The 13114-nt window shown below is 73.0% G+C and carries 11 protein-coding genes; 5 read left to right on the top strand and 6 right to left on the bottom strand.

The features are described 5' to 3' along the window. Nucleotides 1-103 precede the first annotated feature (103 nt). The 4 genes from Q8791_RS14930 to Q8791_RS14915 form a co-directional block, all read right to left on the bottom strand. Nucleotides 104-1786, bottom strand: a complete 1683-nt coding sequence (locus Q8791_RS14930; RefSeq protein WP_330092298.1) for a thiamine pyrophosphate-dependent enzyme — start codon at nucleotides 1784-1786, stop codon at nucleotides 104-106. A gap of 209 nt (nucleotides 1787-1995) precedes the next feature. Then, a complete protein-coding gene (locus tag Q8791_RS14925; protein ID WP_330092297.1) occupies nucleotides 1996-2310 on the bottom strand; it encodes an AzlD domain-containing protein in 315 nt (104 codons plus the stop codon). Beyond that, the gene (locus Q8791_RS14920) at nucleotides 2307-3032 is read right to left on the bottom strand and encodes an AzlC family ABC transporter permease (protein ID WP_330092376.1); all 726 of its coding nucleotides are present in this window, start codon (nucleotides 3030-3032) and stop codon (nucleotides 2307-2309) included. Before Q8791_RS14920 ends, Q8791_RS14925 begins: the two co-directional genes overlap by 4 nt. A 198-nt stretch (nucleotides 3033-3230) precedes the next feature. After that, complete coding sequence (locus tag Q8791_RS14915) at nucleotides 3231-4082, bottom strand: AraC family transcriptional regulator (protein WP_330092296.1); 852 nt, start codon at nucleotides 4080-4082, stop codon at nucleotides 3231-3233. A gap of 65 nt (nucleotides 4083-4147) precedes the next feature. Here Q8791_RS14915 and Q8791_RS14910 point away from each other — a divergent pair, with 65 nt between their 5' ends. The 3 genes from Q8791_RS14910 (at nucleotide 4148) to Q8791_RS14900 (ending at nucleotide 6061) form a co-directional block, all read left to right on the top strand. Further along, on the top strand, nucleotides 4148-4585 hold the full coding sequence (locus tag Q8791_RS14910) for a GNAT family N-acetyltransferase (protein WP_330092295.1): 438 nt from the start codon (nucleotides 4148-4150) through the stop codon (nucleotides 4583-4585). Nucleotides 4586-4731: 146 nt separating this feature from the next. Beyond that, nucleotides 4732-5388, top strand: coding sequence for a PaaI family thioesterase (locus Q8791_RS14905; protein WP_330092294.1), 657 nt, complete (start codon nucleotides 4732-4734; stop codon nucleotides 5386-5388). Between the two features lie 358 nt (nucleotides 5389-5746). Continuing rightward, entirely contained in the window at nucleotides 5747-6061 is a 315-nt protein-coding gene (locus Q8791_RS14900; protein WP_330092375.1) for a chorismate mutase, read from the top strand. A 70-nt stretch (nucleotides 6062-6131) separates the two neighbouring features. Here the strand turns inward: Q8791_RS14900 and Q8791_RS14895 are convergent, their stop codons facing one another. Next, on the bottom strand, nucleotides 6132-7490 hold the full coding sequence (locus Q8791_RS14895; RefSeq protein ID WP_330092293.1) for an endonuclease/exonuclease/phosphatase family protein: 1359 nt from the start codon (nucleotides 7488-7490) through the stop codon (nucleotides 6132-6134). 416 nt (nucleotides 7491-7906) lie between these two features. On the opposite strand from Q8791_RS14895, the gene dnaE reads away from it, so the two are divergent. Beyond that, nucleotides 7907-11470, top strand: coding sequence for a DNA polymerase III subunit alpha (gene dnaE, locus Q8791_RS14890; protein WP_330092292.1), 3564 nt, complete (start codon nucleotides 7907-7909; stop codon nucleotides 11468-11470). A 151-nt stretch (nucleotides 11471-11621) separates the two neighbouring features. Next, entirely contained in the window at nucleotides 11622-12425 is an 804-nt protein-coding gene (locus Q8791_RS14885; protein WP_330092291.1) for a PadR family transcriptional regulator, read from the top strand. Nucleotides 12426-12497: 72 nt separating this feature from the next. Here Q8791_RS14885 and Q8791_RS14880 read toward each other — a convergent pair whose 3' ends face one another. Then, nucleotides 12498-13031 carry a DinB family protein gene (locus tag Q8791_RS14880; RefSeq protein ID WP_330092290.1) on the bottom strand — a complete coding sequence of 178 codons (534 nt, stop codon included), beginning with the start codon at nucleotides 13029-13031 and terminating at the stop codon, nucleotides 12498-12500. Nucleotides 13032-13114: the final 83 nt, after the last annotated feature.

Here is a 13114-nt window from a genome sequence, read left to right as displayed (position 1 = left end):
CCCCGCGGCCACGCCCGGGCGGTCCGTCCCCCGGGGCGGACGGGCCGGTGACGAGCGGCCCCGTCCCGCCGCCCGGCCGGGCGACGGGGCGGGCCCGTGCGGGCTACCGGTCCCCGCCCAACAGCCCGGACAGGGTCGCGGACGGGCTGATCACCTCGGGGTCGGTCCGGACGTCGACCAGCGTCGGCAGGTCCGAGCCGACCGCCTCCGCCAGCGCCTTCTCCAACTCCTCCCGGGTGTGGACGGTCGCACCCCGCGCGCCCAGCGAGCGGGCGTACCCGGCGAGGTCGAGGGGGCCGCTGATCCGCGTGCCCGCTATGCGCCCCAGCTCCCGCGCCTGGTGCATGGCGATCGTGCCGTACAGCCCGTTCTGGAACACCACCACGGTCACGGCCGCGCCCTCCCGCACCGCCGTCTCCAGCTCCTGGCCGGTCATCAGCGCGCCCCCGTCACCGGCCACGGCCACCACCGTCCGCCCGGGGGCGGCGATCTTGGCCGCCACCGCCGCGGGCACGGCGTAGCCCATGGCCCCGCTGGTGGGCGCCAGCTGGGTGGAGGGGTGCCGGAACCACCAGCCCCGGTGCAGGAACGACGCGAAGTTGCCGGCGTCGTTGGTGATCAGCGCGTCCTCGGGAAGGGCCGCGCGCATGCCCGCGACCACCGCCCACGGGTGCATCCCCGCACCGGCGTGGTCCGCGGAGTGGGGCGGGGGGACCGTGCTGTCCACCCACACCCGGCGGGCCGAACTCCAGTCCCGGTAGGGCGCCTGCACCGGCGCCCCGGCCAGCTCCCGCAACGCCTCACCGGCGTCGGCGACCGCCCCGAACCACAGGTCGGCGGTGGCGCCCACCTGTCCGGGATCGATGTCGATCTGCGCGACCCGGGACCGTTCGGGGTCGGGAAGCCGGTACCCCTGCGTGGTGGTCTCGCTCATCCGGCACCCGACCACCAGGACAGCGTCCGCCTCGGACAGGGCGTTGAGGACCGGGGGCGGGCACCCCAGTCCCAGGTGGCCGAGGTAGAGCGGGTGGTCGTTGGGGAACACGTCCTGGCGCCGCCATGAGGCGTACACCCCGGCGCCGAAGCGCTCGGCCACCCGGACGAGGTCCTCCCTGGCCGCGCGGGCGCCTCCGCCCGCGATGATCACCGGGCGGACCGCCCGGGTCAGCCACGCGGCCAGCCGGTCCCTGGCCTCCCCTCCCAGGGGCGGGCGCGGCACGACCGCCGGCCGGGGCGGGGCCTGCGGTCCCACGCGCACCCCGAACAGGTCGCCGGGCACCGCGATCGCGACCGGTCCGGGGCGGCCGGTGGTCGCGACGCGGATCGCCCTGGCGGTCACCTCCGCGAGCCGGTCGGCCCGGTGCACGGTGGTGGACCACTTGGTGATGGGGGCGTAGAACGCGGTGAGGTCCACCTCCTGGAAGGCCTCCCGGCCCAGCCGGTCGGTCTCCGCCTGCCCGAGGAACACGATCATCGGGGTCGAGTCCTGCATCGCGGTGTGCACGCCCACCGCCAGGTTGGACGCGCCGGGCCCCCGGGTGGCCGCGGCCACGGCCGGTACCCCGGTCAGCTTGGCCTCGGCCTCCGCCATGAATCCGGCGCCGTTCTCGTGCCGTGTCGACACCAGGCGCATCAGGGGGTGCTGGTCGATGGCGTCGGCCAGTTCGAGGAAGCTCTCCCCGGGGACGGTGTAGCACCGTCTGATCCCGGCCGAGGCGAGGACCTCCACCACCGCGTGGGCGGCGGTGTCGGTGGGTGAGGGGGTGCGGTCGGCGGCTGTGGCCATGGGGGTGGGATCCCTTCCATCGTCGCAAGGTCCACTCGGCGCGCCCGGGATCGGCCAGGCGCATGCGGCCGACTCTGACAGGCGGTCACGGGCCGGTCAAGGACGGGCGCGGAGGCGGGAGACGGTGGTGCGGGGCCGATCCGGCGGCGCCGCGCGGTGGCGGTGGCGGCGCCCCGGGGACCGGGGACGCGGGCCCGGCCCCCGGAGGGTCACAGCCCCAGCGCGCGCAGACCGGCCGTGACGGCCGCGGCCGCGACGATCACGACCAGGAACGGCGCCCTCAGGACCAGGGCGAGGACGGCGGCCCCCAGACCGCCCATCCGCGCGGTGTCCCAGGACAGGGCCTGGCCCTCGCCGCGGAACGCCTCCACCGCGATCAGCGCGGCCAGCAGGGCGAGGGGGACGGCGGTCGCGAACCGCCGCAGCCACGGGTTGTCGAGCAGCTTCCGGGGGGCGGCCAGGCCCGCGTACTTGAGGAGGTAGCAGCCGACGGCGGTGACGACGAGCGCGGTCCACAGGGTCACGACCGGGCCTCCTCTGCGGTGGCGCCGGAGCCGGTGCCCGACCCGGAGCCGGGCTCGGAGCCGGGAGCGGCGGGCGGTGCGGGGGACCGGTCGGCGAGCGCGATCAGCGCGGCGGAGGCGGCCAGCAGCACCGGAACCCCGGGCGGGAGCACGGGGGTGGCCGCCAGCGCCAGCCCAGCTCCGACGACCGCGATCAGCCAGGTCCTGCCGCCGCCCTCGCGCAGCCGCGGCCACAGCAGCGCGAGGAAGATCGCCGGGCCCACGGCGTCGAGTCCGAACGCATCGACGTCGCTCACACGCTCCGTCGCCAGCGCACCCACCAGGGTGGTGGCCACCCAGAACAAGCCCAGCACTGCGTAGGTCGTGACGAACGCCGTACGCGCCGACTCCCGGTCCGGCTGGGCCAGGGTGACCGCGGTGGTCTCGTCGATCACCCCGTGCGCGGCGAGCGCGCGGCGCGCGCCCCGCCACCCCAGCAGGTCCGCCAGCCGGAGTCCGTACAGCGTGTTGCGGGCGCCGAGGAGCAGCGCGCCCATGACCCCGGCGACCAGGCTTCCGCCGCCCGCGATCACCCCGACCAGGGCGAACTGCGAGGCTCCCGTGAACATGAACAGGCTCATGAACACGGACTGGGCGGGCGAGAGCCCGGCGGCCACCGCCGCGGTGCCGAACGCGAGACCGGCGGCGCCCACGGCGACGCCGATCCCCATGCTGTCGCGCACCGCCGCCGAGCGGAGCGGGGCGCGGAGAGAGAAGGATTTCACGTCGCCCACGCTAGGGAGCGGGGCGCGCTCCGTCTTGAACGTTCTTGCCGACGGGCCCGGGACCGGCAGGAGACGGCCGCCGTCGCGGGGCGCCGGGTGGCGTGCCCGGAGCCCCCGGGTGCCGACCGTGCGCGGCGGGTGTGCGGACGCGGCCGGTCAGGACGTGAGCAGGGCGCGCTGGTAGGCGCCGGGCGGCACGCCCAGGTGGCGTTTGAAGTGGCGGGTCAGGTGCGGCTGGTCGGCGAACCCGACCTCGGCCGCGACCTCGCCCAACCGGCGTCCGGCGACCAGGAGTGCCCTGGCCCGGTCCACCCGCACCTGGTTGAGGTAGGCGTGCGGGGGCAGGCCGTACGCGGCCCGGAAGGCCCGGGACAGGGCGAACGGTCCGATCCCCAGCTGGGCGGCGAGTTCGTCCAGGGTCGGCGGGTCGAGCAGCCGTGCGGAGAGGACCTCCCTGGCCCGCGCCACCTCCGGGCGCGCCGCGTGCGGGGCGGGTTCGACGGCCCTCTCCCTGCCGTGGGAGCTCAGCAGCATGCCCAGGCCCCGCCGGGCGAGGGCCGAGGACGTCAGGCGGTCGCCGTGCTCGGCCGCCACGTGGGCGGAGGCCAGCACCCTGGCGACCTCGGGCGCGTGGATGCCCGACTCGGTGAACACCGGGGTGCCGCGCATGCCCAGTTCGCGGGCGATGTCCACCATGACCTCGGGAGAGGGGTAGAACACGCGGTAGTTCCACCCCTCGGGGATCCCGGCGTGGCCGGTGTGCACCTCACCGGGGGCGACCACCGCCAGCCCTCCCGGGCCCACGCGCGCCTTGCCTCCGGGGTGCGAGTACTCCTCGATGCCGGCGGTGATCACCCCGATGGTGTAGGTGGGGTGGGTGTGGCGGGTGAACGAGGTGGTGACGAAGCGAGCGGTGAGGAGCTCGGTCCCGGGCAGCCCGGAGAAGCGCCAGTACCTCGCGCTCTCCGTGCCCGGGTCGTCCACGCCGGGGTGTGTGGTGCTGGGCATGCCCATACCCACAGGTTAGGCGCCCTCCGGACGGACCGGCCGCCGCGCGCGGCTAACCTTCGGGGATGACTACGACCGAGATCCGTCTGGCACGCAACGAGCGCGACCGTGCCGCCGTGTTCGTCATCCGGGGCGCCGTGTTCGTCTCCGAGCAGCAGGTTCCCGTCGAGGAGGAGTGGGACGAGCGCGACTCCGCGGCCGACCACTTCCTCGCCCTGGGCGACGGCGTACCCGTGGGCACGGTCCGACTGGTGGACCAGGGCGACGGCGCGGGGCTCCTGGGGCGGCTGGCGGTCCTGCCCAAGGGGCGGGGGAACGGTACGGGGGCGCTGCTGGTCCGGGCGGTGGAGGACAGGGCACGCGAACGCGGGCTCGCGAGGGTGGAGCTGCACGCGCAGACCCACGCCCTGGGGTTCTACGCGCGGCTCGGCTACACGGCGCACGGGGACGAGTTCCTGGACGCCGGGATCCCCCATCTGCACATGGTGCGCGACCTGGACTGACGCCGTGGCGGGTGCTCCCCGTCTCCGTTCGGTGTGACGGGGAGCGCACGGGTTGGAGGGGTTTCGCCGGAATACTACCGAGTAGGATTCGGTTCGACGTTGGTGCCCCCAGTCACCCGTGCACACACCGACTCGACGAGGAACACATGACGGTCAACACGCAGCCGCTGGCCGAACGGCCGGACCCCCGGGCCTTCGGCCTCCCCGTGGTCGAGCACACCGAGATCCCCGCCGAGCTCCGCTCCCTCGTGGCGCGTGTCCACGACCTCGTCGACGCCGTCGCCAACACCGAGGTCGACACCGACACCCTCGCCGAGGCGGCCGCCACGGTCGAGGGCATCACCGGTAGGCTCAACGTCGCCCGCCGCCAGATCGGCACCATGGTCGAGCGCGAGCTGGAGGGCGGCGACACCGAGTACGGGACCATCACCAACGTGGTCTCCGGCGACACCAACCCCGCGGCTCCGCCGCTGCTCCTGGACCGGACCGAGGAGGGCGTGCGCGGCGAGGTCACCCTCAACACCGTCTACCAGGGGCCGCCCGGGCTGGTCCACGGCGGCTGGATCGCCGCGATGCTCGACCAGGCCGTCGGCACCGCCTCGTCGATCGCGACCTCGCCGGGCCTCACGGCCAAGCTGGAGGTCGAGTACCGCAAGCCCACGCCGCTGTTCACCCCCCTGGAGGTCGTCGCGCGGGTGACCGGAACCGAGCGGCGCAAGGTCTACGTCAGCGGTGAGATCCGCGTCAACGGCGAGGTCACGGCCGAGGCGACCGCCCTCATGGTGCGCGTCGAGGTGCCCTGACGGACGTCCGCGCCACGGCCCCCGGGGCGGCCCGTACTCCGGTACGGGCCGCCCCGTCCCCGTGCGGACGGGACACGGTAGGATGACCGGTGTGACCCACCGCCAGCATGTCTTTAGCGAGCCGACGTACCCGTCGGCCGCTTCGACGTAGGCGGAACAGGGAACGTCGGCAGCAGAGCACCCGGGCGGAGAGCCCCGGTGCTCTTTCGTTTTCCGGGCGGCCGACGCCCCGCACATGTCACACCCGTTCCCTCGGGACGTACGGCCGCACCGCATCCGTGGATCACATCCCGTTGGAGGCACCGTGCACCACCCGTCCGCCGCCCCGCAGCCAGCACCCACGACACCGCCGCCCGCCGTGCCCCCGTCCACGCCGGAGGGGCAGATCGCCCTGCTGCGCGGACGCATCGACCGCATGGACGCCGAGCTCGCCGCACTCCTCGAACGCCGTGCCCTGGTCGCGGCCCAGGTGCAGCGGCTCAAGCCGGTCGGCTACTTCGCCGGCCGCGACATGGGCCGCGAACGCGCCCTCGTCGAGCGGATGGCGCGGCACGCCCCGCGGCTGGGCCCGGACCGGATCGCCGCGATCATGGACAGCGTCATCAGCGCCGGGCTCGCCGCCGCGGAGGAGGAGGCCACGCATGACCCGGGGGCGGCGGACCCGCGGGCGTGAGCGGACGGGGCGGCGCCCCGGACCCGGCCTGCTCCGCCTCCGCGGGTCCCCGCCCGAGCGGGACGACGGCTCAGGGGCGGACCAGGTCCACCCAGACCAGGCGGTGGTCGGAGCTGGGGAACGGGTAGTCGCCGGTCAGGCGGAAGAGCCTGTCGTCCACGGTCGGCCAGAACACCCCCGACGCGCGGACCGGGACGATCCGCGAGGGCAGCACGTAGTCCACGCGCAGGTTCCCCGGGCCCGGCTCGTCCGCGAAGTCGGCGCTGTCGAGGTCGGGCTCTCCCACGTGGACGTCGTTGGCGCCGCCCTGGCGCTGGGCGGCGCCCCTGCCGCCCTGGCTGGCGGGGCGCGGGTCGGTGATCCCCGGATGGTCCAGCAGGCGCGTGACGGCGTCGGGGTGGCCGTCGCCGTCGTCGGGGTCGGCGTTGAGGTCGCCCGCGATGACGAAGGGCGCGCCGACGGGCAGGCCGCCGCGTCCGCCCTCGTCGTCGTAGATGTAGGAGCCCGCGCGGGGGGTGACGTAGTCCGCCCAGAAGCGGATCTCGTCGTGGTTGCGCAGGACGTTGCGCCTCTCGGGGCCGTCGAAGGCCGGAGGCGTGGGGTGGCTGGCCAGGAGATGGACCGGGCGCCCCGACCCCGTGTCGACCGGGATGTCCCAGTGGCTCTTGGAGGACAGGCGGAGGACCTCCAGCGCCTCCTCCGAGTAGTAGGGTTCGCCGGTCCCGGGGTCGGTGGGCAGCAGCGCGCCCGGCATGTCCGCCCACCGGAAGGTCCGGAAGGTGCGCACCCGGTCGGTGACGATCGGGTACATCGAGTACACGACCATCCCGTACTGCCCGGGGAAGGCGCCGTAGCCGAACGCGTCCTCGGCGTAGCCCGGGCTGCCCGGCTCGGTCACCGCCGCGCCGTCGCCGTCGAGGTCCGCGCCCGAGGGGACGCCGGTGTTGACCGGCGCGGTGTACACGTACGGGTAGTCGATGGCCTCCGCGTCGTTCTGGCCGACGGAGAGGTAGTTGTCCTGGAACAGGCGGGCGCCCTCGCCCTCCTCGTCGTGGTCGAACTCGTTGACGAGCAGCACGTCCGGCCGCACGTGCTGGATGATCTCCGCCACGTTGCGGGCCTGCTCGCTGTCGGGGGTGGCGAGCTCCGCCGCCAGGGCCCCCTGCGCGGGGCGCTCCAGGGCGGTGTTGAACGTCGCGAACCGGACCTCGTGCCGACCGGGCGGTGCGGGGACGGACGGGGACTCCGCGGCGGACGCGGGCGCCGCCACCAGGGCGGACGCCGCGAGGACGAGCGTGGCGGTGGAGGCCGCGCGGAGGTGGCGGGGGGACCGGGCCGCGGACGTCTGCCGGGAGCGGTCGCGGGCGGCGGACGCGCGGGGCCGCTCCGGAGGCGTCGGTTCGGGGCGGTGGGCGGCGGGCGGGCGCATGGACGCATCCTCTCAGCGGGGCGGCGGGGAGCGGTGTCGCCACCCCGACCGCGGGAGGGTAACAGGCGGGGGTGGAGCGGAGGCGGCTCCGGGCCGACCACCGTCCGGCCGGTGCGGGGCCGTCCACCTGCCGGGACTGCTCCGCGGGGGCTCCGGACGCGGTCGCCCCGCCGGTCCCCGTCACCGGGAACGGCCCTCGGCCGTGCGGACGGCGGTCGCGCCCCGACCGCGGAACCGCCTGCGGCCGGCGCCGGCCGCGCGCCCTCGTGCGCCGTCCCCGGCAGGGCGCCGCACAGCTCCCGGTTCGCGCGGGGCGCCGCGCGGACTTTGTCCACAGGGGGGCACGAGCGTCGTGGGGAAGTCGTAGGCTCGGGAGATACCACCCGTCCTACGACCCTCATGGGGGCACCCGAACCATGGCCGATTCCTTCGCCCATCTGCACGTCCACACCGAGTACTCCATGCTGGACGGGGCCGCGAAGCTGAAGCCCCTCTTCAAGGAGGCGGCGAGGCTGGGGATGCCGGCGGTCGCGATGACCGACCACGGCAACATGTTCGGCGCCTACGAGTTCTACCAGCAGTCGAAGGGGACCGGGGTCACCCCGATCATCGGCATCGAGGCGTACGTGGCGCCCGAGTCGCGGTTCCACAAGAAGCGGGTGTTCTGGGGCCGGTCCAGCGGGTCGGACGACGTCTCCTCCGAGGGCGGCAAGGACATCTCCGGCGGTGGACGCTACCTCCACATGACGATGCTGGCGCAGAACGAGGCGGGCCTGCGCAACCTGTTCCGGATGTCGTCGCTGGCGTCCATGGAGGGCTACTACATGAAGCCCCGCATGGACCTGGACCTGATGGCCGAGCACAGCGAGGGCATCATCGTCAGCACCGGCTGCCCGTCGGGCGGCGTGCAGACGCGCCTGCGCCTGGGCCAGGAGAAGGAGGCCATCGAGTACGCGGCGGGCCTGCAGGACATCTTCGGCCGGGACAACGTCTTCCTGGAGCTGATGGACCACGGCGTGAGCATCGAGAAGGAGGTTCGCGACGGCCTCCTCAAGGTCGGCCGCGAGCTCGACATCCCGCCGCTGGTGACCAACGACTCCCACTACGTGTACGAGAACCAGTCGGCGGCGCACGACGCGCTGCTGGCGGTGGGCGTGGGCAAGAACCTGGACGACCCCACGCGCTTCCGGTTCAACGGCTCGGGCTACTACCTCAAGACCGCCGACGAGATGCGCGGCATCCTCGACTTCGACGAGTGGAAGCAGGGCTGCAAGAACACCCTGCTCGTCGCCGAGCGCGTCGAACCGGGCGCCTACGACAACGTGTTCGCGCACCGCGACCTGATGCCGGTCTTCCCCGTGCCGGAGGGGGAGTCCCAGGCCTCCTGGCTGGCCAAGGAGGTCCAGCGGCTGCTGCCGACGCGCTACCCCGCCGGGGCCGGCGACGACGTCCAGAAGCGGGTCGAGTTCGAGCTCGCGATCATCAACGAGATGGGCTTCCCGGCCTACTTCCTCGTGGTCGCCGACATCTGCCAGTACGCGCGCAAGAGCAAGATCGCCCTGGGCCCGGGCCGCGGTTCCGCCGCCGGGTCGATGATCGCCTACGTCCTGGGCATCACCGACCTCGACCCGCTCGAACACGGCCTGCTGTTCGAGCGGTTCCTCAACCCCGAGCGCGTCTCCATGCCCGATGTCGACCTGGACTTCGACGAGCGTAGGCGCGGGGAGATGATCGAGTACGTCACCCGGCTCTACGGCGAGGAGCGGGTCGCGCAGATCCTCACCTTCGGCACCATCAAGGCCAAGGCCGCGGTGAAGGACTCCACCCGCATCCTGGGCATGCCCTACTCGGTGGGCGACCAGATCACCAAGGCGTTCCCGGCCGCGGTCGGCGGCAAGGAGATCCCGCTCGACGCGGTGTTCAACACCGAGCACGAGCGGTACTCGGAGACGACCGAGCTGCGCGGACTCGTCGACAACGACCCGCAGGTCAACAAGGTCATGGAGACCGCACGGGGCATCGAGGGCCTGACCCGGGGCACCGGCGTGCACGCGGCGGGCGTCATCCTCTCCAAGGAGCCCCTGCTCGACGTCATCCCGCTGCACAAGCGCGACAACGACGGGGCCATCATCACGGGCTTTCCCTATCCTCAGTGCGAGGACATGGGCCTGCTCAAGATGGACTTCCTGGGCCTGCGCAACCTGACGATCATGGACGACGCGGTCAAGAGCATCAAGGAGGCGGAGGGGGTCGACATCGACCTCATCAAGCTTCCGCTGGACGACAAGAAGACCTACCAGCTCCTCTCGCGCGGCGACACCCTGGGCGTGTTCCAGCTGGACGGCGGCGCCATGCGCAACCTGCTCAAGCGGATGCAGCCGAAGAAGTTCGGTGACATCGCGGCGGTCAACGCCCTGTACCGGCCCGGCCCGATGGCCGCGAACGCGCACAACGACTACGCCGACCGGTCGAACGGGCGCCAGGACGTCACCGCGATCCACCCGGAGCTCAAGGACGCCCTGGAGCCGATCCTCCAGGAGACCTTCCACCTGATCGTGTATCAGGAGCAGATCATGGCCATCGCCCAGCAGTTGGCCGGATACACGCTGGGCGGCGCCGACCTCATGCGCCGCGCGATGGGCAAGAAGAAGAAGGAGGCGCTGGAGGAGGAGGAGGCCAAGTTCTTCCCCGGCGCCATGGAGAGGGGCTTCTCCAGGGACGCCATCCAGGCCCTGTGGGACGTCATGCTCCCCTTCGCCGGGTACGCGTTCAACAAGTCGCACGCCGCCGGGTACGCGCTGGTCTCCTACTGGACGGCCTACCTCAAGGCCAACTACCCCGCCGCGTACATGGCCGCGCTGCTGACCTCGGTCAGCGACGACAAGGACAAGATGGCGGTCTACCTCGCCGAGTGCCGCGCGCAGGGCATCAAGGTGCTGCCGCCCGACGTCAACGAGTCGGGTCTGCGCTTCACCCCCGTCGGCAAGGACATCCGCTTCGGCATGGGCGCGGTCCGCAACGTCGGCGCCAACGTGGTCAACTCCGTCGTCAAGACCCGCACCGAGAAGGGCAAGTACACGTCCTTCACGGACTTCCTCGCCAAGATCGAGCTGGCGGCCTGCAACAAGAGGGTCATCGAGTCGCTGGTCAAGGCGGGCGGCTTCGACTCGCTGGGCCAGCCGCGCCGCGAGCTGTACCGCCACCACGAGACCGCGGTCGACGGCATGATCAGCTCCAAGAAGCAGGAGGCGCACGGCCAGTTCGACCTGTTCGGCGGCGCGGAGGAGGGCGGCGACTCCACCCCCATCGGCCTCAACATCAACTGGGGCGACGAGGAGTGGGACCGCAAGACCAAGCTGGCGTTCGAGCGGGAGATGCTGGGCCTGTACGTGTCCAGCCACCCGCTGGCGGGCGCCGAGCGCGTCCTGGCCCGTTCGCGGGACACCTCCATCGCGCAGATCGTCGCGGGCGACCTGGGTCGTGAGCGCGGCGAGGTGAGGATCTCCGGGCTGATCTCCAAGGTGGACAAGCGCACCAACAAGGCGGGCAACCAGTGGGCGATCGCCACGGTCGAGGACCTGGACGCCAGCATGGAGGTGCTCTTCTTCCCCAAGACCTACCCGCTGTACGTGGAGGCGCTGCTGGAGGACACGGCGGTCACGGTCAAGGGCCGTCTGAACGACCGGGACGGCACGTGGTCGATGTTCGCCTCGGAGATGTCCATCCTGGACATCTCGCACATCACCGAGGGCGAGCCGCCTGTCCTGCTGACGGTGGACGAGAAGCGCCTCACCCCGGAACTGGTCGGTGACCTGCGCCAGGTGCTGGCCACACACCAGGGGGCGACCCCGGTGCGGATCAGGGTGGACAACCCGGTCCGGTCGAGGATCTACGCCGTGGACCGCTACTCGGTGCGGATCTCCCCGGAGTTCAACGGCGAGGTGAAGAGCCTGCTGGGGGCGTTCGCGGTCGACTACTGACCCCGTCCGACCAGGATCCCCGTGGGCCGCGTGGTGCGGCCCGCGGGGATTTTTCTGTGCCCGGGACTTGCCGAGGAAAAGTGAACGATATATCTTTGACCTATCAGAACAGAGCAAGACAGTCGCTCTGTATCGACAGAAGGAGAGCACCATGAGCGCTATGGCACTTCCCGGTCCCTGGTCCTGGAACGCGCGCGGCCCCTGGGGGCGTCCGCCCGAGGCACCCCACGGACCCCACCACCACGAGCACGGACACGAGCACGGAGGGCACGAGCACGGGCACGACCACGGCCGGTCCCGGTTCGTCCCGCCGGGCCCCCCGCCCCCGCCGCCCCCCGGCATGCCGCCGGGGGCCGGGCCCTGGGGCGGCGGAGGCCACTTCGGTCCCGGAGGCCCGTTCGGCGGCTTCGGAGCCGGCGGTCCGCGCGGCGGTCCCGAGGGGGGACGCCGTAGGGGCGGGCACCGGGCCAAGCGCGGCGACGTCCGCACGGGCATCCTGCTGCTCATCGCGGAGGAACCGCGCAGCGGATACGAGATCATCCGCGAGGGCCGGGACCGCAGCGGCGGCATGTGGCGGCCCAGCCCCGGCTCCGTCTACCCGATGCTCCAGCAGCTGGAGGACGAGGGCCTCGTCACGCAGGAGGAGGGTGAGGGGCGGCGCCGGCCCTACAAGCTCACCGAGGAGGGCATCGCCTACCTGGAGGAGAACGGCGCCGGGCTCACCCCGCCCTGGGAGGCCGTCGCCGACGCCTACGCCGACAGCCAGTCGCGCTACGAGGAGATCAGCGGTCTGGCGTACCAGCTCGCCGCGGCCGCCGCACAGGTCGCCCAGGCCGGCACCTCCGACCAGCTGGACCGTGCCAAGCGGCTCCTCGCCGAGACCAGGCGCAGCCTGTACCTGATCCTGGCCGAGGAGGACACCGGGCCGGAGCCCGACGACGACACCGGGGTCTGAGACCGGGAACGGGGGAGGGGCCCGTGAACGCGACGCGTTCACGGGCCCCTCGGCCGTCCGGGATCCCCGCCCCTACTCGCCGGTCACCCCGTCGGCGAGTTCGCGCAGGACGTCCAGGTGTCCGTTGTGGCGGGCGGTCTCCTCGACCATGTGCACCAGCACCCAGCGCAGGGTGGTGGGCTCCTCGCCTCGGCGGGCGGTCAGCGCCACGGAGTCCAGGTCGAGCCGGTCGGTGATCTCGCGTGAGCGCGCGCACTGCTCCTCGTACTCGGCGAGCAGCCGGTGCAGCGGAACCTCGCCGCCCCGCCGCCAGTCGGCGTCAGGGTCCTCGCGGGTGGCGTGCCCTCTGCCGGGCAGCCCCATCAGGCGCGTCTCGAACCAGGCGTGCTCCACCCAGCGCAGGTGGGACACGACGGCGCCGATGCTCGTCAGCGGTGACGTCGGCAGCGGGGTCGCGGTGGCGAGCTCGGGGGACAGGCCCACGCACTTGGCGTGGACCGTGGCGCGGTGCCACTCCAGCCACGTCGTGAGCATGGTCCGCTCGTCGGCGGCCATGGGCGGGTCGACACGGCCCGGGGTGTTCAGGAGGGTGTTCTCGTCTGTCATCCCCGTATTGTCCAGTCGGCGCCACGCCCGCGCCAGCGCATTTCCCCGGCATTTCCCGGCTCGGGCGGGGGCGGCCGGAGACG

The organism is Nocardiopsis codii (assembly GCF_036327455.1).
GTDB lineage: Bacteria > Actinomycetota > Actinomycetes > Streptosporangiales > Streptosporangiaceae > Nocardiopsis > Nocardiopsis codii.
This window is presented reverse-complemented; position numbering and strand designations above follow the sequence as displayed.